Annotated in this window: 25 protein-coding genes and 1 pseudogene; 6 read left to right on the top strand and 20 right to left on the bottom strand. The window is 60.6% G+C overall.

The features are described from left to right. Window positions 1-74 precede the first annotated feature (74 nt). The 5 genes from ACTJK7_RS18435 to ACTJK7_RS18415 all read right to left on the bottom strand — a co-directional run bounded on the left by ACTJK7_RS18435 (window position 75) and on the right by ACTJK7_RS18415 (window position 3,848). On the bottom strand, window positions 75-887 hold the full coding sequence (locus ACTJK7_RS18435; RefSeq protein ID WP_064383437.1) for an OmpA family protein: 813 nt from the start codon (window positions 885-887) through the stop codon (window positions 75-77). Continuing rightward, window positions 884-1,240: a DUF4398 domain-containing protein gene (locus tag ACTJK7_RS18430; protein ID WP_170928976.1), complete on the bottom strand. Its 357-nt coding sequence runs from the start codon at window positions 1,238-1,240 to the stop codon at window positions 884-886. Before ACTJK7_RS18430 ends, ACTJK7_RS18435 begins: the two co-directional genes overlap by 4 nt. A 9-nt stretch (window positions 1,241-1,249) precedes the next feature. Further along, window positions 1,250-2,086, bottom strand: a complete 837-nt coding sequence (locus ACTJK7_RS18425; protein ID WP_108562953.1) for a substrate-binding periplasmic protein — start codon at window positions 2,084-2,086, stop codon at window positions 1,250-1,252. Window positions 2,087-2,166: 80 nt separating this feature from the next. After that, window positions 2,167-3,096 carry an electron transfer flavoprotein subunit alpha/FixB family protein gene (locus tag ACTJK7_RS18420; RefSeq protein WP_440780197.1) on the bottom strand — a complete coding sequence of 310 codons (930 nt, stop codon included), beginning with the start codon at window positions 3,094-3,096 and terminating at the stop codon, window positions 2,167-2,169. A 2-nt stretch (window positions 3,097-3,098) separates the two neighbouring features. Continuing rightward, on the bottom strand, window positions 3,099-3,848 hold the full coding sequence (locus ACTJK7_RS18415) for an electron transfer flavoprotein subunit beta/FixA family protein (RefSeq protein WP_007950859.1): 750 nt from the start codon (window positions 3,846-3,848) through the stop codon (window positions 3,099-3,101). A 525-nt stretch (window positions 3,849-4,373) separates the two neighbouring features. On the opposite strand from ACTJK7_RS18415, the gene ACTJK7_RS18410 reads away from it, so the two are divergent. After that, window positions 4,374-6,038, top strand: coding sequence for an electron transfer flavoprotein-ubiquinone oxidoreductase (locus tag ACTJK7_RS18410; protein WP_007950858.1), 1,665 nt, complete (start codon window positions 4,374-4,376; stop codon window positions 6,036-6,038). Between the two features lie 193 nt (window positions 6,039-6,231). Here the strand turns inward: ACTJK7_RS18410 and ACTJK7_RS18405 are convergent, their stop codons facing one another. Beyond that, window positions 6,232-7,122, bottom strand: a complete 891-nt coding sequence (locus tag ACTJK7_RS18405) for an AraC family transcriptional regulator (protein ID WP_064383443.1) — start codon at window positions 7,120-7,122, stop codon at window positions 6,232-6,234. 191 nt (window positions 7,123-7,313) lie between these two features. On the opposite strand from ACTJK7_RS18405, the gene ACTJK7_RS18400 reads away from it, so the two are divergent. Then, window positions 7,314-8,366, top strand: coding sequence for an NAD(P)-dependent alcohol dehydrogenase (locus tag ACTJK7_RS18400; protein ID WP_108562955.1), 1,053 nt, complete (start codon window positions 7,314-7,316; stop codon window positions 8,364-8,366). Between the two features lie 4 nt (window positions 8,367-8,370). Here the strand turns inward: ACTJK7_RS18400 and ACTJK7_RS18395 are convergent, their stop codons facing one another. The 10 genes and pseudogenes from ACTJK7_RS18395 to ACTJK7_RS18350 all read right to left on the bottom strand — a co-directional run bounded on the left by ACTJK7_RS18395 (window position 8,371) and on the right by ACTJK7_RS18350 (window position 16,106). Then, complete coding sequence (locus tag ACTJK7_RS18395) at window positions 8,371-9,174, bottom strand: IclR family transcriptional regulator (RefSeq protein ID WP_007950852.1); 804 nt, start codon at window positions 9,172-9,174, stop codon at window positions 8,371-8,373. 60 nt (window positions 9,175-9,234) lie between these two features. Next, on the bottom strand, window positions 9,235-10,545 hold the full coding sequence (locus ACTJK7_RS18390; protein ID WP_108562956.1) for an MFS transporter: 1,311 nt from the start codon (window positions 10,543-10,545) through the stop codon (window positions 9,235-9,237). 175 nt (window positions 10,546-10,720) lie between these two features. Next, window positions 10,721-11,869, bottom strand: coding sequence for a galactonate dehydratase (dgoD, locus tag ACTJK7_RS18385; protein ID WP_108562957.1), 1,149 nt, complete (start codon window positions 11,867-11,869; stop codon window positions 10,721-10,723). Window positions 11,870-11,917: 48 nt separating this feature from the next. Then, complete coding sequence (locus tag ACTJK7_RS18380; RefSeq protein WP_108562958.1) at window positions 11,918-12,538, bottom strand: 2-dehydro-3-deoxy-6-phosphogalactonate aldolase; 621 nt, start codon at window positions 12,536-12,538, stop codon at window positions 11,918-11,920. 19 nt (window positions 12,539-12,557) lie between these two features. After that, on the bottom strand, window positions 12,558-13,547 hold the full coding sequence (locus tag ACTJK7_RS18375; protein WP_323151208.1) for a 2-dehydro-3-deoxygalactonokinase: 990 nt from the start codon (window positions 13,545-13,547) through the stop codon (window positions 12,558-12,560). Between the two features lie 169 nt (window positions 13,548-13,716). Further along, complete coding sequence (locus tag ACTJK7_RS18370; protein ID WP_440780198.1) at window positions 13,717-14,211, bottom strand: hypothetical protein; 495 nt, start codon at window positions 14,209-14,211, stop codon at window positions 13,717-13,719. Further along, window positions 14,204-14,944 (bottom strand): alpha/beta hydrolase, encoded by a 741-nt coding sequence (locus ACTJK7_RS18365; protein ID WP_440780200.1) that lies wholly within the window; start codon window positions 14,942-14,944, stop codon window positions 14,204-14,206. The genes ACTJK7_RS18370 and ACTJK7_RS18365 overlap by 8 nt, the downstream gene beginning before the upstream one ends. A 6-nt stretch (window positions 14,945-14,950) precedes the next feature. Beyond that, window positions 14,951-15,085: pseudogene (locus ACTJK7_RS18360) on the bottom strand (PAAR domain-containing protein); the annotation flags it as partial. Then, entirely contained in the window at window positions 15,022-15,468 is a 447-nt protein-coding gene (locus ACTJK7_RS18355) for a hypothetical protein (RefSeq protein WP_223290668.1), read from the bottom strand. The gene ACTJK7_RS18355 and the pseudogene ACTJK7_RS18360, both read right to left, overlap by 64 nt. Before the next feature lie 158 nt (window positions 15,469-15,626). Beyond that, on the bottom strand, window positions 15,627-16,106 hold the full coding sequence (locus tag ACTJK7_RS18350) for a GNAT family N-acetyltransferase (protein WP_041475599.1): 480 nt from the start codon (window positions 16,104-16,106) through the stop codon (window positions 15,627-15,629). A 110-nt stretch (window positions 16,107-16,216) separates the two neighbouring features. Between ACTJK7_RS18350 and ACTJK7_RS18345 the strand changes: the two genes are divergently transcribed. From ACTJK7_RS18345 to ACTJK7_RS18330, 4 genes are all read left to right on the top strand, one after another. After that, window positions 16,217-16,885 carry an HD domain-containing protein gene (locus tag ACTJK7_RS18345; protein ID WP_108562960.1) on the top strand — a complete coding sequence of 223 codons (669 nt, stop codon included), beginning with the start codon at window positions 16,217-16,219 and terminating at the stop codon, window positions 16,883-16,885. Between the two features lie 82 nt (window positions 16,886-16,967). Further along, window positions 16,968-17,312, top strand: a complete 345-nt coding sequence (locus tag ACTJK7_RS18340) for a hypothetical protein (protein WP_011335415.1) — start codon at window positions 16,968-16,970, stop codon at window positions 17,310-17,312. A gap of 52 nt (window positions 17,313-17,364) precedes the next feature. Beyond that, the gene (locus ACTJK7_RS18335) at window positions 17,365-17,619 is read left to right on the top strand and encodes a hypothetical protein (protein ID WP_011335416.1); all 255 of its coding nucleotides are present in this window, start codon (window positions 17,365-17,367) and stop codon (window positions 17,617-17,619) included. A gap of 88 nt (window positions 17,620-17,707) precedes the next feature. Next, complete coding sequence (locus ACTJK7_RS18330; protein ID WP_064383457.1) at window positions 17,708-18,088, top strand: Rho termination factor N-terminal domain-containing protein; 381 nt, start codon at window positions 17,708-17,710, stop codon at window positions 18,086-18,088. A gap of 130 nt (window positions 18,089-18,218) precedes the next feature. Here ACTJK7_RS18330 and ACTJK7_RS18325 read toward each other — a convergent pair whose 3' ends face one another. From ACTJK7_RS18325 to ACTJK7_RS18310, 4 genes are all read right to left on the bottom strand, one after another. Next, window positions 18,219-19,148, bottom strand: a complete 930-nt coding sequence (locus tag ACTJK7_RS18325; RefSeq protein WP_440780203.1) for a PfkB family carbohydrate kinase — start codon at window positions 19,146-19,148, stop codon at window positions 18,219-18,221. Continuing rightward, window positions 19,141-20,607, bottom strand: a complete 1,467-nt coding sequence (locus ACTJK7_RS18320) for a purine-cytosine permease family protein (RefSeq protein ID WP_440780205.1) — start codon at window positions 20,605-20,607, stop codon at window positions 19,141-19,143. The genes ACTJK7_RS18325 and ACTJK7_RS18320 overlap by 8 nt, the downstream gene beginning before the upstream one ends. 222 nt (window positions 20,608-20,829) lie before the next feature. Further along, on the bottom strand, window positions 20,830-21,828 hold the full coding sequence (locus ACTJK7_RS18315; RefSeq protein WP_440780207.1) for an ADP-ribosylglycohydrolase family protein: 999 nt from the start codon (window positions 21,826-21,828) through the stop codon (window positions 20,830-20,832). Then, window positions 21,825-22,538: a GntR family transcriptional regulator gene (locus ACTJK7_RS18310; protein ID WP_108562964.1), complete on the bottom strand. Its 714-nt coding sequence runs from the start codon at window positions 22,536-22,538 to the stop codon at window positions 21,825-21,827. Before ACTJK7_RS18310 ends, ACTJK7_RS18315 begins: the two co-directional genes overlap by 4 nt. Between the last annotated feature and the right edge of the window lie 8 nt (window positions 22,539-22,546).

Raw genomic sequence — 22,546 nt, 5'->3', positions numbered from 1 at the left:
CTTTGTGAGGTAATCGACAGACGTAAAAAAGCCCGGCGCTGCCTGACAGCCCGGGCTTTCCAGTAACGCCCCCCTCAGCGGGCGGCGCCGAGCTGGCCTTTTTCGTCGGAGAACACGATTTCCACCCGACGGTTCTGCGCACGTCCACGCTCGGAAGCGTTCGCGTCCACCGGGTATTCATCGCCGTAGCCTTCGACCTGAATGCGTTTTTCGTCGATGCCCAGGTCCGTCAACACGTCGGCCACCGACTGTGCGCGGTCGCGGGAAAGCTTGAGGTTTTCCTGCTTGCCGCCGGTGCTGTCGGTGTAGCCCTCGATGCGCACGATGCGTTTCGGGTTCAGTTGCAGAAACTGCACGATCTTCAGCACCACGCGGTTGGCCGAGTTTTTCAGTTCAGCTTCGCCGGTATCGAACAGCACGTCACCGAGGGTCATCACCAGACCACGATCGGTCTGGGTGGTGGCCAGCGCAACGATCTGCTCTTCCAGCCATTTGCCCTGCTGTTGCACGCTCAACAGTTTGGACTCGCGCAGGGCCAGTTGCAGGCGCTGGCGTTCAAGTTCCAGCTTCGCCACACGTTCTTCGTTGAGCACCTGATTGGTGTGCTCACGGGCGATTTCGCTGTAGCGCTGACTCAGGTAGGCGTAATGCACCACGTCCGAGCCGCTGCCCCAGTACGTCGACAGACGATCGGCGCGGGCCAGGGACTCACCGGCGCGGATCACATCTTTCGGCGCGATACGCAGCACGTTGGAATCTTCCTTGACCTTCTGGAAGTCGCTGCTGGCCTGCTGCAATGCGGTTTCGCTGTGCTGACCGGCGCAGCCGTACAGGCTGGCGCAACCGGCGAGGATCAGAGCGCCGAGAGTTTTGGACTTCAGGCTCATTGGGCATTCCCCAGTTGCTTGCGCAGTCGGACGATGCGGGTGTTGAGCACGTTCACTTGCTCCTCGCTCTTCTGGGTCAGGACTTTGGCCTCCGCCAGGCGTGCGTCGAGTTCGGCCTGTTCGAAGCGCATCCGCGCATTCTTGTAAGACTCACCCGCCATGCTGCCTTTGGCCCGGTTGAACTTGTCCTCGGCCAGTTTCATTTCCGGCACGTCTTCGGCGGTGGCGCCGACGGCCTTGGCTTGCTCAAGGGCCTGCTCGGTCAGACGCATTTGTTCGTTGGGTGCCGGATCGCTGGCGCAACCGGCCAGGGCCAGGACGGCCATGGCCGCGAAAAGAAGTCGATTACTCACTAAGAATCCCTACTGTTTTGGGGCGCTGACAGGTGGTTGCGGCGGCTGTTGCTGCTGCGCCTTCCAGCGCTCGATGTTGCGTTGCAGCGCGGCTTCCGTCAGGCCGGACGCGGGCAATTCTGTCATCTTTTTGGCCAGCTGTCCGCGCAACCACGGATCGTTGCAGGCCGAGTTGTGCGAAACCGCGAGGAACAGACCGGGGCGGTCGATGGGTTGTTCAAAGGCCAGCAGATCATTGGCCATGCCCAATGCCTGCGCGGCCGCCATGCCCGAGTAGCGACCGGCGAGTACATATTCCACCTCGCCCAGCAGAAGTTTCTGAAACGCCTGGGTCAGGTTTGCCGTACGGGTCAGGGTCAATTGCTGCTCGGCAAAAGTGCCAAATGCCGGGGTCATTCGAGACTTTTCCGACAAACCGCCGGTATGCCCGTGCAGGTCCCTGGCTTCGCTATAAACGAGGGTCGAGCCCTTGCGCGTCCACACCAGATAATCGTTTTCCAGCAACGGCGGGTGAATGTAGTCAAGGTTTTCCAGCTCATTGAGGTTCATTGGCGCGTCGGCCAGCATGTCCATGCGCCCGCTGCGCACTTCGTCGAGGGCCTGGGAACGCTTGCCGGCGTACAGCAGATCGACTTTGATCCCCAGCTCCTTGGCCACCTGTCGCAACAGGTCCGCACTGGCACCGATCAGTTGCTTGGGGTTCTGCGGATCCTGCCAAAGGTACGGCGGCGCATCCGGGCTGCCGGTGACGACCAGCCGCTCGCATTTGCCCGCCGCCACCGACAGGCCCGGCAACAATGCCAGCGCCAGCAACCACGAGCAGCTCAACCGATGATGCAGATCCATGGCGAAACGCTCCCACTCAAATCCGAGACAAAAAAAAGCCCGACCAAAAGGTCGGGCTCTTTATAAGTGAAGCAGCCGGATTAGACCAGCTTCTCCAGCTCAGGTACGGCTTCGAACAAGTCCGCCACCAGGCCGTAATCGGCCACCTGGAAGATCGGCGCTTCTTCGTCCTTGTTGATCGCGACGATCACTTTGGAGTCTTTCATACCGGCCAGATGCTGGATTGCGCCGGAGATACCAACGGCGATGTACAGCTGTGGCGCAACGATCTTGCCGGTCTGACCGACCTGCATGTCGTTCGGTACGAAACCTGCGTCGACCGCAGCGCGGGAAGCACCAACAGCCGCGCCCAGCTTGTCGGCCAGAGCGTAGAGGTGTTTGAAGTTGTCGCCGTTCTGCATGCCGCGGCCGCCGGAAACGACGATTTTGGCAGCGGTCAGCTCAGGACGATCGGACTTGGCCAGCTCTTCGCTGACGAAGCTGGAAGTACCGGCGTTGTGAGCAGCCGCAACCGCTTCAACGGCAGCCGAACCACCTTCAGCAGCAACCGGGTTGAAACCGGTGGCACGCACGGTGATCACTTTGATCGCTGCGGTCGATTGCACGGTAGCGATGGCGTTACCGGCGTAGATCGGACGCTTGAAGGTGTCAGCGCTTTCTACCGAGATGATTTCGGAGATCTGGTCAACGTCCAGCTGAGCGGCAACGCGCGGCAGGATGTTTTTGCCATTGGAAGTGGCGGCAGCCAGGATGTGGCTGTAGCCAGCGCCCAGCTCTGCAACCAGAGGAGCAACGTTTTCCGGCAGCTGATGCGCGTAGGCAGCATTGTCAGCGTTCAGGACTTTGCTCACGCCAGCGATTTTCGCAGCGGCTTCAGCCACGGCGCCAGCACCCTGGCCGGCAACCAGAACGTGGATGTCGCCGCCGATTTTGGCAGCGGCAGCCACGGTGTTCAGGGTGGCCGGAGCCAGCACCTTGTTGTCGTGTTCGGCGATTACCAAGATAGTCATGATCAGATTACCTTCGCTTCGTTTTTCAGTTTCTCGACCAGTTCAGCCACCGACTTGACCTTGATGCCCGCGCTGCGTGCAGCCGGCGCTTCGACTTTCAGGGTCTTGTTGGTGGAGGCGGTGGAAACGCCCAAAGCGTCCGGAGTCAGCGTCTCGAGAGGCTTCTTCTTGGCTTTCATGATGTTTGGCAGGGACGCGTAGCGCGGCTCGTTCAAACGCAGGTCGGTGGTGACGATCGCTGGCAGTTTCAGGGAAACGGTCTGCGCGCCGCCGTCGATTTCGCGGGTCACGGCAACGCTGTCGCCGGAGACTTCGACTTTCGACGCGAAAGTGCCCTGACCGTAGCCGCTCAGTGCAGCGAGCATCTGGCCGGTCTGGTTGTTGTCGCTGTCGATGGCCTGTTTGCCCAGGATCACCAGCTGAGGCTGTTCCTTGTCGACCACGGCCTTGAGCAGCTTGGCCACGGCCAGGGAAGTCAGGTCTTCAGCGGATTCGACGAGGATGGCGCGATCGGCACCCAGAGCCAGTGCGGTACGCAGCTGTTCCTGAGCGGTGGACGGGCCGATGGAGACGACGACGATTTCAGTCGCAACGCCTTTTTCTTTCAGGCGTACGGCTTCTTCCACTGCGATTTCGCAGAACGGGTTCATCGACATCTTGACGTTGGCGAGGTCTACGCCGGAATTGTCCGCCTTGACGCGAACCTTGACGTTGTAATCCACAACGCGTTTGACAGCTACAAGAACCTTCATGGATTCCTCGTTACTCTCCGGTGAAAAGAAAGTCGCCTAGGCGAACCTGGCGGTTGATGCTCATCGGGCACAAGGGCACCTCTAAAAACGCCGGCTGAACGGGATGACCGTTCGTCAGTCGTGACCGACGAGTCATGCCGCTTCGCGGTGTGTAAACTGCGCGCCGAACCTGCGCTGCGCATCACCGGTTACCGCCTACGCCCTGTCTTTAGAGGTGCTCTTGAAACCACCATTCAGCCTACGGCGAGCGCAAAACCGCCCGTATCTTGACCGGAACGCCCATTCTGGTCAATACGCCAAAATGCCCTGTCATAAGCCGCGCTTCTTTGATTTCTCTGGGCTGGAGCCGATTCAAACAAACGTTTGTATTGGACGCTAGGAGTGGTGTAGATATAATGCGCCGCCTAGAGAGAAAGGTGGTTTGCCCATTATTACCCTTGACGTTAACGTAAAGGCAATAACGGATACGACACCGAACCTCCAAATTAGAAAAAAAACTGTTGAGCCTTGAGTAGGAGATAGCCTGTGGAACGCGAATACATGGAATTCGACGTGGTCATCGTCGGTGCCGGCCCCGCTGGCCTGTCCGCCGCCTGCCGTCTGAAGCAGAAGGCCGCCGAAGCCGGTAAGGAAATCAGCGTCTGCGTGGTCGAAAAAGGCTCCGAAGTCGGCGCGCACATCCTGTCCGGTGCCGTATTCGAACCACGGGCCCTGAACGAACTGTTCCCGGACTGGAAAGAACTCGGCGCCCCGCTGAACACGCCAGTCACCCGCGATGACATCTTCGTGCTGAAAAACGCCGAAAGCGCGCAGAAAATTCCTGACTTCTTTGTGCCCAAGACCATGCACAACGAAGGCAACTACATTATCTCCCTCGGCAACCTGTGCCGCTGGCTCGCTCAGCAGGCCGAGAACCTGGGCGTGGAAATCTACCCGGGCTTCGCCGCTCAGGAAGCGCTGATCGATGAAAACGGCGTGGTGCGCGGGATCATCACCGGCGACCTCGGCGTCGACCGCGAAGGCCATCCGAAAGAAGGCCTGTACACCCCGGGCATGGAACTGCGTGGCAAGTACACGCTGTTCGCCGAAGGCTGCCGTGGCCACATCGGCAAGCAACTGATCAAGCGCTACAACCTCGACAGCGACGCCGACGCCCAGCACTACGGCATCGGCCTGAAGGAAATCTGGGAAATCGACCCGGCCAAACACCAGCCAGGCCTGGTGGTGCACACCGCCGGTTGGCCGATGGACATCATGGGCACCGAGAACACCGGCGGTTCCTTCCTCTATCACCTGGAAAACAACCAGGTGGTGGTCGGTCTGATCGTCGATCTTTCCTACAGCAACACCTACCTGTCGCCGTTCGACGAATTCCAGCGCCTCAAGCATCACCCGGTACTCAAGCAGTACCTGGAAGGCGGCAAGCGCATCAGCTACGGCGCACGTGCAATCTGCAAAGGTGGCCTGAACTCGCTGCCGAAGATGGTGTTCAAGGGCGGCGCGCTGATCGGTTGCGACCTCGGCACCCTGAACTTCGCCAAGATCAAGGGCAGCCACACCGCGATGAAGTCCGGCATGCTCGCCGCTGAATCCGTGGCTGATGCGCTGTTCGCTGAAAAGGACGGCACCGAAGAGCTGACCACTTACGTTGACGCCTTCAAGAAGAGCTGGCTCTACGAAGAACTGTTCGCCAGCCGCAACTTCGGCCCGGCGATCCACAAGTTCGGCGCCATCGTCGGCGGCGGTTTCAACTGGCTGGATCAGAACATCTTCGGCGGCAAACTGCCGTTCACCCTGCACGACACCAAGCCTGACTACGCCTGCCTCAAGCTCGCGGCCGACTGCAAGAAGATCGACTACCCGAAACCCGACGGCAAGATCAGCTTCGACAAGCTGAGCTCGGTGTTCATCTCCGGTACCAACCATGAAGAAGAACAGCCGTGCCACCTGAAACTGACCGACCCGACTATCCCGCTGAGCAAGAACCTGCCGCTGTACGACGAGCCGGCACAGCGCTACTGCCCGGCCGGTGTGTATGAAGTGATCACCAAGGAAGACGGCGAGAAGCGCTTCCAGATCAACGCCCAGAACTGCGTGCACTGCAAGACCTGTGACATCAAGGACCCTTCGCAGAACATCACCTGGGTGACGCCGGAAGGCGCCGGCGGCCCGACCTATCCAAATATGTAAACGGAACATATAAGTCGAACCGCTGAACATCAAGGCTCCCTGTATGGGGGCCTTTTTGTTGCCCGCGATTCAGTGCATCACATCAATACCGGTGGGAGCTGGCTTGCCAGCGATGGGGCCGTGTCAGACAACATTGCTGCAGGCTGAAGCACCGCGATCGCTGGCAAGCCAGCTCCCACAGGATTGAGGCAGATCAGGCAGCGCGCTCCTCCCCGGGGCTACGCTCGAAATAGCGTTTGTATTCGCGACTGAACTGCGACGTGCTCTGATACCCCACCCGATGCGCCACCTGCGCCACGCCTAACCCCTCGGCGATCAACAACGTCTGCGCCTTCAACAAACGTAAACGCTTCAGATACTGCACCGGCGACAGCAACGTGCTGCGTTTGAAATGCTCATGAAAGGTCGAAACACTCATGTTCGCGCAACTGGCTAATGTCTCGACATTCAATGGCTCGGTGTAATGCGCATGCAGATGACTGATCGAAGCCGCCACCCGGGCGAACTGCCCCTGCTGCTCGACCAGCGCCCGCAGCACATCGGCCTGGGGACCGCGCAACGCGACGAACAACAACTCCCGCACCCGCGCCGGTCCGAGAATCTGGCATTCCAGCGGATCGTGCAGACAACGCAGCAAGCGTTCGACACAACCACGCATGTCATCGTCGAGCACCACCGACGTCATCGACTCCGGTGTCTGCGCCGGAATATGTCGCCCCGGCGCCAGCCCCATGGCCAGCACCAGTTCACCGAGCAGCACCCGATCGATCGCCACCGACACGCCGAGCAACGGCGCGTCCGGCAACGCGTAGGTCTCACACTCGAACGGCACCGGCAACGCCTGAATCAGGTAATGCCCGGCGCCGTACTCCATAGTGCGCGGCCCCAGATACGCCAGTTTGCTGCCCTGGGCGATGATCATCAGGCTCGGTTCATAAATGTGCGGGCCACGGGCGACGTCGCAACTGGCGCGCAACACCTGCACGCCCGGCAGCCCGGTCTGGCTGTAACCATCGCGCAGCGCCAGCGGTTCGATCAGCGAAACCAGGGTGGCGTTGGCATCAAGGTGACGGGTCAATTGCATCGGGTGGCTCTTCAGAAAAAATCACGGAAAAAGGGATGAAAGCATCATCGCAGATCCTTTTGCCAATGCGACCGATCAACCCCGCATGCCGGAGGATTAGGCATGACACCCGGAGGAATCGCCATGGCCGGACGACCGGACGGCGCCCAGAATGCGCCGCCTCACTTGTCACTGCTTTTGCGAGGTTTCACATGTACACCGCCATCGGCTATGCCGCTCAAACGGCCACCACTCCCCTCGCCCCGATGAAGTTCGAACGCCGCAGCCCACGGGCCGACGACGTCGCCATCGAAATTCTGTACTGCGGCGTCTGCCACTCCGACATCCACCAGGCGCGCAACGAATGGGGCATCGCCGTTTACCCGTTGATGCCCGGCCACGAGATCGTCGGAAAAGTCACCGCCGTCGGTGCGAATGTCACCAAGCACAAGGTCGGCGATCTGGTCGGCGTCGGCTGCATGGTCGACTCCTGCCGCACCTGCGAAGCCTGCCAGTCGAACCTCGAGCAATACTGCCTCGAAGGCCCGACCATGACCTATGCCACTCCAGACCGGGTCGATGGCAGCAACACCATGGGCGGTTATTCGGACAGCATTGTGGTCAGCGAACACTTCGTGGTGCGCATTCCCGAGAAGCTGGATCTGGCAGCCGCCGCGCCGATTCTCTGCGCCGGCATCACCACCTACTCGCCGCTCAAGCATTACGGCGTTAAGGCCGGCGACAAGGTCGGGATTCTCGGCATGGGCGGCCTCGGCCACATGGGCATCAAGTTCGCCAAGGCCATGGGCGCCGAAGTGACGCTGTTCACCCGTTCGGCAAGCAAGGCCGAGGAAGGTCGTCGTCAGGGCGCCGATCACGTCATCGTCTCCACCGACGAAGAGCAGATGAAAGCCGCTGCCGGCCGTTTCGACTTCCTGCTGGACACCATTCCGGTGCAGCACGATCTGAACCCGTACCTCGACACCCTGCGCTTCGATGGCGTGCACATTCTAGTGGGCCTGATCGAACCGATCGATCCGCCGGTCCACGCCGCGAAACTGGTGCTGGGTCGTCGCATATTGGCCGGTTCGTTGATCGGTGGCGTCGCAGAAACCCAGGAAGTGCTGGATTTCTGCGCCGAACACAACATCAGCTGCGACATCGAAATGCTCGACATCCGCCAGATCAACGAAGCCTACGCCCGTATGATCGCCGGCGATGTGAAGTACCGCTTCGTGATCGACATGGCGACTCTGAAGCTCTGATTCCTCAGACCTTCAAGCCAAGCTCCGCCGAGAGCCGGGCCGTGACCCCTTTGATCAGGGGAATCAGCTCGGCCATTTTTTCCAGCGGCATGTACGGCACGGTGCTGGCGATGCTGATGGCCGCGACGATGCGCTTGCTCGCGTCGCGGATCGGCGCCGCCACGCAGCGGATCGACGGCTCGTTGTCTTCCAGATCGAACGCATAGCCACCGGCCACGTACTCGGTCATCCGCTGCTCCAGCTGCTCCCACGACTGCTGGGGATGCTGCGGCCAGAACTGACTTTTCCCACCCGCCGGCAGACTGATGTCGTACAGACGCTGCCAGTCCTGCGGCGCGTCATCCAGCATCAGCGCCTTGCCGATCCCGGTCCGCGCCAGCGGCATGCGATGGCCGACCCGCGAGCGCATTTCCGGGCCGTTGCGTCCCGGATTCTTCAGCAAATAAAGCACCTCGTCGCCTTCACGAATGCCCAGGTGAACGGTGTCGCCGGTCAGCGCCGACAACTCGTCCAGATAAGGCCCGGCCAGGGTCACCAGCGGCAATTCCTCACGCGCCTGGAAACCCAGTTCGATCAGCTTCGGCCCCAACAGATAACCGACTTGCGGCACGACGCGCAGGTAGCGCTCGTCCACCAGACAACTGGCCAGACGATGAGTGGTGCTGCGCGTGGTACCGATCAGGCGGGCAATCTCTTTGAGATCGCGGGCGCCACTGGCGACGGCCTGCACCACACCCAACCCGCGAAGCAGGGTCTGGGTGCCGGTCGGCGCGGCGTCCTTGGCGGTTTTCGGGGCGTCTTCCTGCATATCCAGCCTTTAGCGTTGAGCGAGGGAACGGGCGGCATTATGGTCGCCCGACAGGGACGACTACAACTCGATGCGCTCGACCTTGCCCACCAGCAGCACGTAGGACAAAGCACCGATCAATGCCAGAACCGCGATGTAGGTGATCGCCGGGGCGAACGAATCGCCGCTAGCCAGGAAGCCGATGACAATCGGCGTGGCAATCGCCGACAGGTTGCCGATGAAGTTGAATACCCCACCGGTCAAGCCCAGCAACCGCGCCGGCGCCAGTGTCGAGACCAGCGACCAGGTGATCGACGCCAGCCCGTTGCCGAAAAACGCCAGGGCCAGGAAGGCAATCACCAACGACGTCGATTCGACGAAGTTGGCCCCGATGATCGAGGTGGAAATCAGCAGCCCGCCAATGATCGGCAACTTGCGCGCAAACCCGACGGTGCAACCACGGCGAATCAGGAAGTCGGAAAAGAACCCGGAGCACAGCACGCCGATGAACGCGGCGAGAAACGGCAGCGACGCCAGCAGACCGGACTTGATGAAGTCCATGCCGCGATACTTCACCAGGTAGGTCGGGAACCAGGTCAGGAAAAACCACAACGTCGAGTTCAGGCAGAACTGGCCGAGGTAGATCCCCCACAACTTGCGTTTGCTCAGGACAATGCCGAGATCGGTCCAGCTGAATTTCGCCTTCACCTTGGCGGTTTCGGCGGCGATGTCCACCAACCCGCCGCCCTCGCGGATCAGGTCGATTTCACCTTGGTTGGCGCCTTTGAAATCACGCGGCTCGCGATACACCGCGTACCAGATCGCCGCCCAGATGATGCCTACCGCGCCGGTCACAACAAACACCATGTGCCAGCCGAATTCATGTTGCAGCCACGCCAGCACCGGGGTCAGAAACGCCAGCCCGACAAATTGCCCGGAGGTGTAGAAGCCGATGGCCGTGGCCCGCTCACGCTCGGGGAACCAGGTCGTCACCACGCGGCTGTTGATCGGATACGCCGGCGCTTCCAGCGCACCGACCGCCATGCGCAGCACGAACAGCGCGATGAAACTGGCGGCGAACCCGAGCATCACCGTGGCCAGCGACCACAACAGCAGCGCGACGCTGTAAAGGATGCGCGGTGGCACCCGATCCACCAGCCAGCCGCCGGGGATCTGCATGGCGGCGTAGGTCCAGCCGAACGCCGAGAAGATCAGCCCGACGTGCACCGGATCGATGCCCAGATCCGTCGTCAGTGCCGGGGCGGCAATCGACAGGTTGCTGCGGTCGAGGTAGTTGATGACCACGGTGATGAACAGCAACACCATGATGAAAAATCGCTTGCGGCTGGGCGCGACTAACGTCGCTTGCCCAATAAGGGTTTGCGGTTGCATGGGGAGCGCCTCTTCTTATGTTTATTGAGGTCGGATTTAGCAGGCGAGATCGTTCCCACGCTCTGCGTGGGAATGCAGCCCGGGACGCTCTGCGTCCCAAGAGCGGACGCAGAGCGTCCATTGAGGCATTCCCACGCGGAGCGTGGGAACGATCGCTTAGAAGGGAATCAGCGACTCACCACTCGGCAAAACTGCCATCGGCATGCCGCCAGATCGGGTTGCGCCAGCGGTGGCCGACCGCCGCGCGTTCGATCACGTATTCCTCGTTGATCTCGATTCCCAGGCCCGGGCCGTTGGGGATTTTCACGAAGCCCTTGTCGTAGTCGAACACCCGTGGATCCTTCACATAATCGAGCAGGTCATTGCTCTCGTTGTAATGGATGCCCAGGCTCTGCTCCTGGATAAACGCGTTGTAACAAGCGGCGTCCAGTTGCAGACACGCCGCCAGTGCAATCGGCCCCAGCGGGCAATGCAGTGCCAGCGCCACGTCGTAGGCTTCGGCCATGTTGGCGATCTTGCGGGTCTCGGTGATGCCGCCGGCGTGGGAGGCATCCGGCTGGATGATGTCGACGTAGCCTTCGCTCAACACCCGTTTAAAGTCCCAGCGCGAAAACAGCCGCTCGCCGAGGGCAATCGGCGTGCTGGTCAGCGGTGCCAGTTCTTTCAGCGCTTCGTAGTTTTCGCTGAGCACCGGCTCTTCGATGAACATCAATTTGTAAGGATCGAGCTCCTTCATCAGCACCTTGGCCATCGGCTTGTGCACCCGGCCATGGAAGTCGACGCCGATACCGACGTTCGGCCCCACCGCATCGCGCACGGCGGCAACGTTGGCCAGCGCCAGATCGACTTTTTCGAAGGTGTCGAGAAATTGCAGCTCCTCGGTGCCGTTCATTTTCACCGCCGTAAAACCCCGGTCCACCGCCTCTTTAGCGGCCCGCGCGGTGTCCGCCGGACGGTCACCGCCGATCCACGAATACACGCGGATCTTGTCGCGCACCTGACCGCCGAGCAGATCGCTGACCGATACACCGAGGGCCTTGCCCTTGATGTCCCACAGCGCCTGATCGATACCGGCCAGTGCGCTCATGTGGATCGCGCCGCCTCGATAGAAGCCACCGCGATACAGCACGGTCCAGATGTCTTCGATATTGCGTGGGTCTTTGCCGATCAGGTAATCGGACAATTCCTCGACCGCAGCAGCAACCGTGTGGGCGCGGCCCTCGACCACGGGCTCACCCCAACCGGTCACGCCCTCATCGGTTTCGACTTTCAGGAAGCACCAGCGCGGCGGGACGATGAAGGTGGTGAGTTTGGTGATTTTCATCTGCTTGTCTCTCTTGTTAGATGCAGCGCACGCAGCGCCGGAAAAGTCTTAGCGAAGGGCCTTCCAGGCCGCCACGTAGGCCTTGGCATTGGCCGCCACTTGCTCAATCGTCATGCCCGGTTTGAACAGCCCGGAACCGAGGCCGAAGCCTTTGACGCCAGCGTCGATGAACGCCTGCATGTTGTCCGGCGTGATGCCACCGACCGGCGCCAGAACCGTCCCGGCCGGCAACACCGCCAGCCAGGCTTTCACCACCGCAGGGCCCATCTGTTCGGCCGGGAACAGCTTGAGAATGTCCGCGCCCTCCTCAAGCGCCGCAAAGGCTTCGGTCGGCGTGGCGACGCCCGGCGACAGGTACAGCCCGGCTGCCTTTGCCGCCCGCAACACCTTGGCATCGCTGTGGGGCATGACGATCACCTGGCCGCCGGCCTCCTTCACCAATTCGACTTGTTCCGGGGTCAGCACCGTGCCGGCACCGATCAGACAATCGGCGGGCAAGGCCTTACGCAGAATACGGATGCTTTCGTACGGCGAGGGGGAATTGAGCGGTACTTCAATAACGCGAAATCCGGCCGCATACAGGACTTCTCCGACAGCGGCGGCTTCCTGCGGATGCAGGCCGCGCAGGATCGCGATCAGACCGTTTTGTGCCAGTGCTTGCTTGAGCATGTCAGGCCTCCAGTCAGGGTTAACGGGATGAGGAATCAATCAGTCCGGCGGCAAGCGCCAGTTGCCACAGACCACGCTCGGTCGCCTGCTCGGCCAATGTCACCCGGGCGAAACCGCAGGCGTCGAGGGCCCGGCTGTAGCGGGCGCACAATTGCGCGTTGCCGATGAGGATGATCGATGGAAGGTCTGTGCTGTTGCGTCGGCGCCGTTGCACGGCGGCCAACGCTGTCAGCTCGTGGCCGATCAGCAGCCCGGACAGATAGTCCGGTTGCGCGGTGGCACTGAGCTCACCGGTCAGCCCCAGGCTGCGGGCGCTGAACAGGGTCGACAGCACGCCGATCTCACCCTCTGCCGACAACGCCACCTGCACGCCGCGATCAAATGCCTCGGCGTCGAACGTCGCGCTGTGCTGTTGGGTACGGCCGAGAATGCTGTGCTCGCTGAGCACGGCGAACACTTCGCCGGTCATGAAGGTGTCGAAACGGGTGATGCAGCCGTCGGCCACTTCCACCCATTTCGAATGACTGCCCGGCAGGCCAATCAGCAGATCATTGCCCGCCTCGACCGGCAGATTCTGCAGGACGCCGAGTACCTGGGTTTCTTCGCCGCGCATCACGTTCGGCAGCGTCGAGCGCTGAATCACACCCGGCACGATGTGCACATCAACACCGCGAAGACTGCGAACGGTTTGCAGGGATTTTCCGAGATCGGCCACGTTGGCCGGCGTATCGCGGTAGGACGCTTCGCGCCAGCCCTGGGCGCTGCCGACCATGCCGCAGGCAATCACCGGCAAGTCGGGCTGCGCGTCGAGCCAGTCGCCGCACGCCTCGTCGAACGCCAGTTCAAAACCGTCGGAGCATTCACGACCGTTGATGACCCTCGGCGTCTTCGGCAACTGCATGATCCCGAACGACAGCGACCGCTGCGCCAGCACCTGCCCGCCCGCCGCGATTTTGTAAGCACGTAGTGAGGTCGTCCCCCAATCGAGCGCGATCAATTGCGCCAGCATCGCTTCACCTGTTTTGTTATTGGCAGTGAGTGAGCTGGACTATAGACCTCTCAGGCGGGAAATCTCAATATGTAATTTTTCATCCCATATTTTGGGATTTGCCTTTCTTAAAAGCCCGGACAGCGAATTGAGCAACGAGCACCGCCTGTCCGCACGGATCGCATCCCGTTTAAAACTTATCGATCTCTCTTAACAGATCTGCCGTTGGAACTTTCATGTCCTCCGACAAATATATTTTATAGGAGTAGGAATTAATTCTGACCTTACAGACAATAGACTCTCGGCCCACTAATAAAGACCTCAATGCCTCACCTTCAATGATTTTTTCACTGGTATCGTTTTTTCTTTTGAAAAATAAAACATCCGCCCTGAAAACCGGCCCGGCACTTGAAATTTCAGCCTCGACAAAACCCTCTCCATATCTACCCGCAGAGTGAGGTGCCGAAAAATCAAAATCGTCCTCAAAAGAACACAGCAGCGTCTGGCTTATTTTTGATTTGAAAAGATTGACAACATCAACATCAGACGAAAAACGCACCTGATAAATATTCCTATCCAAATAACGTTCAACACCAGCGTATTGTAAATGAGCAGTGGGCTTACCATGATTCATCGCACAGGAAGTGCAAAGCAAGAAAGCCATACATAAAATTATATTACGCACATTTCCGTCCTTTGAAATGAGTAACAACAACCTGCATCAAAGCGTCTCTGGCCGAGATGCCACTTTGCAGGACTGATGTGTAGATAACCCAGGCATCGGCGTGATTCACATTCACTCGCCCGTTCATATTGGGCCCACTTTTCATATCCCATTGCTCTCCAAAATCGGCTACGAGATCGGAAAAATTCCAGTCTTTGGCATCGGCTCTGACGTTAACCCAATATTCCGCCTTCGGCTTCGGCTCCTGACGGTAGATGTTAGAAACTCCCCACACAATTTTTCCTTCGCCAACCGGATCGAGTGTAACCAGACACGGAATTCGATATCCCTTATCAGTCAATACAGCTGACAGGTGCGCACCATTCCATCCGCCCAAGCTATGCCCAATGATATATACAGGCGTGGTCACATCAGCAATCTTCTCCAGCACATTCTTTTTCAGATCATCTTCACTAATAAAATAGTTATAACCAATATGGTGGACATCATAATTATCAGAACAAATACCCTCAGCCTCCATATCCCTGACGAACACCTTCATGACGTCAGCAACGTTATTATTGGGGCCTGTGCCGTAATAACTTTCTTTATCACCCGCACCACCCACAAAAAACAGAACAATCTTTTTGGGAGTGATCGTGGCCTGCTTGACTGTTCCGTCCGTTTTGCAGGTCAGGTCGTGGGTCACGACCAGTCTTTTACAGCCTTTCAGAGCAGGATTTTCAGTAGTCATATCTTCCTACTCCACGAACAGCTTGATCGACTCAGGCAAATGCGAACTCACGGTATGGGTAAACCCCGCGTCATTGGTTACGCCGTGCTCCACGCTCCCATCAGCGCGTTGAATCGCGTAAGGGTGATTTGGCATGGGGTCGGTGACGCGTAGCGCTCGGCCGTCCAGCGGCCAGTTTCCGAGTAGACGTACCAGCCCATCGGCGACAGCACGCCTTGGTGGAACATCGATTGCCCGGCCGGCGCGACAAATCCGCAGCACACGTGCAGGCTCAGCCAGCCTTGATGAACATCGATGAATCCGTTCGGATCAAACGTTCGCAGCGGTATCACCCGGTAGTCATCGTAGCCCGCGCTACGCGCCATCAGCTCGGCATCGAGCCGCGAGACAAACGCACGGATAGCTTTGCAGCCCATGCGGTTGACGGTGCAGAGGATGTCTACCGGTTGGTGGTTCGGGTTGTCGCTGGAGCCGAGGTTTTTGACCAGACCGTAGAGGCGGATCGACGCCCGAAGTCCGCTCATCGCCGGTCACTCGTTGACGCAGCGCAGGCTCCACGGGCGTGGAGAAAGAGTGCCAGAGCATTGCAGGTGTCGTCCGTGAGCGCGCAAAAATGGCGCACAGGATGCCGGACTAGAGCGGTTTGGACAATCGAATCAACAGTCAGATTGCCACTATTTGTTCAGCCCTCGGCAAACTCGCGCAACACCTTGCCATCCATGCGATACCTCACCCACTCTTCCTGCGGCTGGGCGCCGAGGGATTTGTAGAATTCAATGGCCGGGGTGTTCCAGTCCAGCACGCTCCATTCGAAGCGGCCGCAGTCGTTGGCGCAGGCGATTTTTGCGAGGTGGCGCAGCAGGGTTTTTCCGGCGCCGCCGCCCCGTTGTTCCGGGGTGATGTAGAGGTCTTCGAGGTACAGGCAGTTGCTGCCCAGCCAGGTTGAATAGCTGAAGAAGAACACCGCAAAACCGATCGGCAAGCCGTCGCGCAGGCAGATCAGGCCATGTGCCGTGGCGCCTTCGCTGAACAGGCTGCGTTCAATGTCCGCGACGCTGGCGATGACTTCGTGACGGGCCTTTTCGAAGTCTGCAAGTTCAGTGATGAACGCGAGGATTTGCGGTGCATCGCTGGGGGTCGCCGGGCGGATTTCGATCGTCATGGACGGGCCTTGTAGGAAAAAGGAAAACGCCATACTAAGGCGCCGCGCGGCGCTCGTCACATGGCAATCCGCGGATTAGGCTAGCGCGGCCGACGATCACAAGGACTCCCATGAACAATCTCGCTTTTTCGCCTCTCACGGAACTCGCCGCCCAACTGCTGCCCCACGCGCTGGAGCCGTCGGAGGACGGCGCCCACGATCTGTCGCACCTGCAACGGGTCTGGCACAACGCGCGCACCTTGCAGATCGAGGAAGGTGGCGACCTTGAAGTACTGCTCGCGGCCGTGCTGCTGCACGATTGCGTGGCGGTGGAAAAGAACTCGCCACTGCGCTCACAGGCATCGCGTCTGGCAGCGGAAAAAGCTTCAAAGGTGCTGACAAAACTGAACTGGCCCGAGGCCAAAATAGACGCCGTCACCCACGCCATCGAAGCCCACAGCTTTTCCGCCAACATCACCCCGCTTACCCTCGAAGCGCGGCTGATGCAGGACGCCGACCGTCTCGATTCCCTCGGCATGCTCGGCGTCGCCCGCACCTTCTACACCGCCGGACGGATGGGCAGCGCGCTGTATGACCCACACGATCCCGAGGCCCAGGACAGGGAGTACGACGACAAGCGATTCTGCCTCGATCATTTCCAGACCAAACTGCTGCACCTCGCCGACGGGTTCCAGACCACTGCAGGCCAACGTCTGGCACAGCTCCGCCATCAACGCCTGAAAGGCTTCATGGAGCAGTTCAAGGACGAGATCGGCCTCGAAAGCGCTCAGCCCGTCTGAACCGTTCGTCGCTCATCAGGCACCAATCTTTCACGAGGGCAGACCAACGTGAGGTAAGGATTTCAATCACTGGAGACCCCCTATGATCCCGTCAAGGTTGACTGCGCTCGTATTCGCAACCCTCCTTAGTCCGGCGGTATTCGCTGCCTCGACCACCGCCGCCGGCACCGGGCCGACCGATCCGGTCACCCAGCCCAGAGCACCTGCCATCAACAGTGCCCCCGGTATGAATACCGACGGTTCGGGTGTACCGCTGATCAATCAGCCTCCCGCCACAGGAACCGATCCTCGCACCCAGGGCAGCGATCCTGGTCGTCAGGGCGGCATGAACACCCCCGACGCTCCGGCCGCCCCCGACAACGCCGGTCCCGGCGTCGGCTCGAAAACCACCACGGGTGGTTCGGGCTCTGAAGGCGCAGGACAGTGATCCATGCTTCATCCACGCAACGTGTCTTATCCACTTCCCTGAAGAGGTAACCATGAACGTCGATAAAAACCTGGAAAAAGAAGTCCTCACCCGCCTGCTGCATGCCCACCCAAGCGGCCTCGGTAAAGAGGTGCTGGACAATTATCGCGGCGAGAAAGTTGTGGCCAGTGCCCTCGCCGCCCTGCAGGAGCGTGGACTGATTCACCACGGACACATCACTTGCAATGAAGCGGGAGAGCATTCGCTGAATCTGCCGATCAAGCTCAGCGCTGCGGGTGTGGAAGCGGCGCGTAAGCTCGATACCTGACGCTTCCGGTCACTGGCGCAAGCAGTGTTCGAATGCATTGCCTGCGCCGGTTCATACCGAGATTCATCCAACCACCAGGAGACTCGCCATGCCTCGTGGAAGCAAAGCCAAATACACTGAAGAACAGAAGCGCAAAGCCGAACACATCGAAGACAGCTATCAGAACAAAGGGATGTCCAAGGACGAAGCTGAAGCCCGCGCCTGGGCGACAGTGAACAAACAGTCCGGCGGCGGCGAGAAGGCCGGAGGTTCCGGGCGCCGGAAACCGGCCAGCGCCAAAGCTTCAGATCGCAAGGAGTCGGCGCGGCGCGCGACAGTAAGCCGTGAGGGACATTCGCGCGATAGCAAGGCTTCACGCGAAGTGCAGACGGTCGATAGCCTGCGCAAGGAGGCCCGGGAGCGGAAAATCCCCGGGCGTTCGTCGATGCGAAAAGATGAGTTGATTGCGGCGTTGCGCAGAGCCGGCTAGGTCCAGACTGGATGTAACGGCTGAAGGCCTTATCGCTGGCAAGCCAGCTCCCACGGAAATCAAAGGGCTGGCAAAAACTGCGCCCCCTACTGAAACCTGTGGGAGCTGGCTTGCCAGCGATTGCGATCGTTCAGTCAGTGCAATTTTTGCTGATCAGCACATCAACCTCGGCAGAGCCAGGAGCGGTCGCCGGGCCCCAGCGGGTGACTGCCAACGCAGCCGCAGCGTTGGCGCGCCTTGCGGCTTCGTGAGCGGCCAGTCCTTGTGCCAGCCCGGCGACGAATACGCCGGCATGCGCATCGCCCGCGCCGTTGCTGTCCACTGCCTGCACCTTGAAACCCGGCACATGCTGGCGCTCGCCGCACTGATGAATCCAGCAACCCTGCGGACCGTCGCGCACGACCATCAGCACCTCCTGTGGCAGGTGCACGGCCAGGCGGTCCAGCGCGGTTTCGATATCCGCCGCGCCAGTGAAACGCAGCGCCTCGACGCTGTTGCTGGTCCACACATCGATGCGCGGCAGCAACGCCTGCATCATCGGTGAGTCCGGCGATTCCACCAGCGGGCCCGGATCGAACACCACGTTAATCGTCCTCGGCAACGCCAGCGTCCAGTCCAGCAACGCCTGGGCCTTGCCACTGTGCAGCAGGCTGTAGCCGCTGACGTAGACGTAGTCCCCCTCCTCGGCGGTGACGCTGTTCAGCTCCGCCGTCGTGACCTCGCCTTCGGCGCCGATGTAGGAAATGAAGCTGCGCTCGGCCGACGCATCGGTCAGCGCCACGCAGATCCCGGTGTCGCGTTCTGCAGGCCTTTGGATGCCGATGCGGATGCCTTCGGCATTCATCGCCTGCCGCGCCAGATCGCCGAACCGACCGTTGCCGTGGCGGCCGAGATAGACCACCGGTAAGCCATTGCGCGCGGCGGCAGCCATCACATTGAAGCCGCCGCCGGCTTCGAAACTGGCGGACTGCGCCAGCACGTCACCGCCAATTTGCGGCAGCGCATCCACGGCCATGACCAGGTCAATGATGACCTGGCCGGTGTGCAACATCTTAGGCATGAGCATTCTCGGATTGCGCAGCGCGGCGATCTCTCGCCCCGCCGAGTACGAAGTAAATGCCGCCAGCGACCACAAACGTCACGATCCAGCCGAGGCCGTTGTGGCCCAGCCACGAGTCGGACAGGAAGCCCTTGAACCAGACATTTTCAGCCGTGGTGCCGATGGTGCTGAAACTGAAGCCCAGCACGATCGCAATCGCCCACGCGCCGAACGCGCGCCACTCGATGCCGCCGCTGTACCAGTAGGCGCTGCTCGGACTGACGTCGAGCAGGTCTTTGGGGCTGTAGTAGTGACGGTGAATCAGGTCGACCACGAAGATCCCGACCCACGCGGTGATCGGCACCGCCAGCAGGGAAATGAAGGTAATGAACGGCCCGTAGAAGCTGTCGGCGATCAGCATGAAGTAGATCGAACCGGCGAAGATCGCCACGATGTCGACCACCACCGCGTACACGCGCTTGACCTTCAAGCCGAGGGTCAGCGTGGTCAAACCGGCGGAGTACACCGACAGGTTGTTCGACAGCAGCAGGCCACCGAATGCGGTGATCAAGTACGGCACGGCCATCCAGGTCGGCAGCATGTCGCGGATCGCCACGATCGGATCAGTCGCCGACGCCAGGTCATTGTTGCCCACCGACAGCAAGCCGCCGAGGGTGATCAGCAGCACCAGCGGAATCCCCGCACCGAACGCCGCCGAAGCCACCAGGCGCACGGCTTTGACGCTGCGATGCTGATAGCGCGACATGTCGGCGCCGGCGTTGGCCCAGCCGATCCCGGTGCCGGCCGCCATGGTGCCGATACCGATGATCATCGCGCTCATCGGCGCCGGCGTGGCGTTGAACACCGCGCTCCAGTCGATGGTCGCGCAGAGGAAGCCGCCGACCAGAATGTTCAGCGCACCGAACACGTAGGTCGCCCACTTCTGGATCACCAGCAAGGTGGCGTGGCCGAGGCCGGACACCGACAGGGTCAGCAGCACGAAAATCGCGATGAAAATCAGGGTCAGCACCGGCGCGCTTTTGGCTTCCACCGGCGAGCCGAACAGGATCGAGCACAACGACAGCAGCACGAACGCGGCGGTGGTGGTGTTGACGGTTTCCCAGCCCAGGCGCGACATCAGCGACACCAGCGTCGGGCCGATATTGCCGCGTACACCGAAGATTGCCCGCGATAAAGTCAGGCTCGGCGCACGACCGCGACGGCCGGCAATCGAGATGATCCCCACCACCGCGAACGAACCGGCAGCGCCGAGGATCGCGACGATGATCGCCTGCCAGATCGCCAGGCCGCGAAACGCAACCAGCGTGGCGCCCAGCGGCAGGCCGAGGATGGAAATGTTGGCAGCGAACCAGACCCAGAACAGTTGCAGCGGATGACCGTTGCACTCACCTTCCGGCACCGGTTCGATGCCCCGGGTTTCCAGTTGCCCGGCGTTTTGCCCGGCGGTCGATGAACTCATGAAAAATGCTCCTGTTTGCCTTTATTGTGGTTGTGGCAATGACGCAGAACGACAAGACATCCCGCCCCTTCCTGGGCCTGTCTGCGCGATCCATTGCGGGTGAATATTCCGGATTTGTGGTGCGCCCATCGCTGGCAAGCCAGCTCCCACAGGGACCGTGCAAACCTCAAGGTTCGCTTTGAACCTGTGGGAGCTGGCTTGCCAGCGATGGCGTCAGTCCAATCAGCGCAAAGCCAACAGCCCTGTCACCAACGGTTCCAGCTCCAGACCATTGACGGCCTTCACCGTCTCGATCATCGGCACCGGCCAGCTCTGCAGGCCCAGGCAGGCCCCGAGCATGGCGCCGAGAATCGCGGCGATGGTGTCGGTGTCGCCACCCAGGCTCGCGGCCATGCACAGCGCATCGAACGGCGTCATTTCACCGACCGCGACCTGCTGCGCGAGGGCGAACGACACTACGACCGATTCCTGCGACGCCACCGAGGTGCCGATCACGTCGTACAGCAGATCCGCGAGCAACACCGGGTCGCTTTCGACACTGATGCTGCGCGCCCAACTGATCCGTGAAGCGATGCGCCCACCGGCCACCCAGTGCCCGTGTGTTTCCGCTTGCTGGGCGATCTGCTGGCCGAGGTTCAGCGCCTCGCCCAGATCCAGACCGTTGATGCCGGCCGAGACCACCGCCGCCACCGCCGCCGCGCTGGAAATCCCCAGGGTGGTGTTGTGAGTGACCTGACAGGCCTGCACCACCGCCGCGATAAAGCGCTCGGGGTCGGCGACATCCGCCGCGATGCCCACCGGGGTGATGCGCATCGCAGCGCCGTTGGTGGTGCCGTAGCGCCCGGCCTCCTCCGGCGAATGGCCGGCGAGGATCATTTCGATCGCACGTTTGGTCGAGGGGCCGAGCAAGTCCTGCGAGCCCTTGGCCTGCATCTCGGCTTCCCATTCGATCAGCCGTTGCGCGAGCACCGCCGGTTCGATCCGGCCGCGCCCTTCGAGCAGCAATTCGCCGACCAGAATCGCCTGTTCGGTGTCATCGGTGATCGAGCCCTTGGGCATGTTCGCGGCAATCGGCTGCGAGGGGCCGGCGTCTTGCAGATCAGTGATCTGGCCGAAGCGCTGCTTGATGGTTTCGCGATTCAGGGATTGGGTCGGCATGCCCAGCGCGTCGCCCAGGGCCAGGCCGTAAAACGCGCCCAGGGCACGGTCGAGGGCGGTCATTTCGATTCTCCAAATTGCAGGTGCAGACGGAAATGCACCGGGTCGAGCAGGCTTTCGACCTGCTCCATAAAGCGGTTTTGCCGGTCGTAGGTGGTGCGCAATGCCCTGAGGAACACCGTGCCCTCCGGACGGCCGAGCAGTTCGGCATCCACGGCGTTGAGCGGTTCGGCACCGATCCACTGATCGCCGCGCTCGCCGATGTAGCCGTAAGCGGCCAGGGTGATGGTCAAGGAGTTATCGATCAAGCCCACTCGCGGCAGGCTTTCCAGGCCTCCGCTGGCAGGCATCAGAGAGCGTTCAAGGGACACCGCCGTGCCATCGTTGGAACGGCGGCGACGTTCGAGAAGAATGAATTGATCGGAGCCGAAACGCGGCAATAGATCCTCGCGGGTCACGGCTTCCAGGCGCAGCACATCGGTATTGATCAGCGCCCCGCTGTCGGCCAGGGCCTGGGCCCAGCCGCTGCGCTGATCGAGCGCCACGCCGTCAAACGTGACGATGGAACCGACCCCGCTTTGCGTAGCGATGTAATTGCGCCGCTTCAGTTCAGCCAGGGCTTCGCGCAACGTGCCTCGGCTGACGTTGAATTCCTGAGCCAACTGATGCTCGCCGGGCAACAGAAAGCCGTCCTCCATGAGGCCGCTTTCGATGCGTCGGACGAGCTCGTCGACCACCCGTTGTTTCTTGTCAAATCGTACCTGTCTAATCATGTACAAAG

The organism is Pseudomonas sp. 22085, from assembly GCF_052045815.1.
GTDB lineage: Bacteria > Pseudomonadota > Gammaproteobacteria > Pseudomonadales > Pseudomonadaceae > Aquipseudomonas > Aquipseudomonas glycinae.
Note: the sequence above shows the minus strand (reverse complement) of the source record. Positions and strands in the feature narration are given on the sequence as shown.

Excerpts from the sequence above, each read along its gene's own strand:
- ACTJK7_RS18435 (WP_064383437.1), bottom strand. The coding sequence starts at position 887 with ATGAGCCTGAAGTCCAAAACTCTCGGCGCTCTGATCCTCGCCGGTTGC.
- ACTJK7_RS18425 (WP_108562953.1), bottom strand. The coding sequence starts at position 2,086 with ATGGATCTGCATCATCGGTTGAGCTGCTCGTGGTTGCTGGCGCTGGCA.
- ACTJK7_RS18420 (WP_440780197.1), bottom strand. The coding sequence starts at position 3,096 with ATGACTATCTTGGTAATCGCCGAACACGACAACAAGGTGCTGGCTCCG.
- ACTJK7_RS18415 (WP_007950859.1), bottom strand. The coding sequence starts at position 3,848 with ATGAAGGTTCTTGTAGCTGTCAAACGCGTTGTGGATTACAACGTCAAG.
- ACTJK7_RS18405 (WP_064383443.1), bottom strand. The coding sequence starts at position 7,122 with ATGCAATTGACCCGTCACCTTGATGCCAACGCCACCCTGGTTTCGCTG.
- ACTJK7_RS18400 (WP_108562955.1), top strand. The coding sequence starts at position 7,314 with ATGTACACCGCCATCGGCTATGCCGCTCAAACGGCCACCACTCCCCTC.
- ACTJK7_RS18395 (WP_007950852.1), bottom strand. The coding sequence starts at position 9,174 with ATGCAGGAAGACGCCCCGAAAACCGCCAAGGACGCCGCGCCGACCGGC.
- ACTJK7_RS18390 (WP_108562956.1), bottom strand. The coding sequence starts at position 10,545 with ATGCAACCGCAAACCCTTATTGGGCAAGCGACGTTAGTCGCGCCCAGC.
- dgoD (WP_108562957.1), bottom strand. The coding sequence starts at position 11,869 with ATGAAAATCACCAAACTCACCACCTTCATCGTCCCGCCGCGCTGGTGC.
- ACTJK7_RS18380 (WP_108562958.1), bottom strand. The coding sequence starts at position 12,538 with ATGCTCAAGCAAGCACTGGCACAAAACGGTCTGATCGCGATCCTGCGC.
- ACTJK7_RS18375 (WP_323151208.1), bottom strand. The coding sequence starts at position 13,547 with ATGCTGGCGCAATTGATCGCGCTCGATTGGGGGACGACCTCACTACGT.
- ACTJK7_RS18365 (WP_440780200.1), bottom strand. The coding sequence starts at position 14,944 with ATGACTACTGAAAATCCTGCTCTGAAAGGCTGTAAAAGACTGGTCGTG.
- ACTJK7_RS18355 (WP_223290668.1), bottom strand. The coding sequence starts at position 15,468 with ATGAGCGGACTTCGGGCGTCGATCCGCCTCTACGGTCTGGTCAAAAAC.
- ACTJK7_RS18350 (WP_041475599.1), bottom strand. The coding sequence starts at position 16,106 with ATGACGATCGAAATCCGCCCGGCGACCCCCAGCGATGCACCGCAAATC.
- ACTJK7_RS18345 (WP_108562960.1), top strand. The coding sequence starts at position 16,217 with ATGAACAATCTCGCTTTTTCGCCTCTCACGGAACTCGCCGCCCAACTG.
- ACTJK7_RS18340 (WP_011335415.1), top strand. The coding sequence starts at position 16,968 with ATGATCCCGTCAAGGTTGACTGCGCTCGTATTCGCAACCCTCCTTAGT.
- ACTJK7_RS18335 (WP_011335416.1), top strand. The coding sequence starts at position 17,365 with ATGAACGTCGATAAAAACCTGGAAAAAGAAGTCCTCACCCGCCTGCTG.
- ACTJK7_RS18330 (WP_064383457.1), top strand. The coding sequence starts at position 17,708 with ATGCCTCGTGGAAGCAAAGCCAAATACACTGAAGAACAGAAGCGCAAA.
- ACTJK7_RS18325 (WP_440780203.1), bottom strand. The coding sequence starts at position 19,148 with ATGCCTAAGATGTTGCACACCGGCCAGGTCATCATTGACCTGGTCATG.
- ACTJK7_RS18320 (WP_440780205.1), bottom strand. The coding sequence starts at position 20,607 with ATGAGTTCATCGACCGCCGGGCAAAACGCCGGGCAACTGGAAACCCGG.
- ACTJK7_RS18315 (WP_440780207.1), bottom strand. The coding sequence starts at position 21,828 with ATGACCGCCCTCGACCGTGCCCTGGGCGCGTTTTACGGCCTGGCCCTG.
- ACTJK7_RS18310 (WP_108562964.1), bottom strand. The coding sequence starts at position 22,538 with ATGATTAGACAGGTACGATTTGACAAGAAACAACGGGTGGTCGACGAG.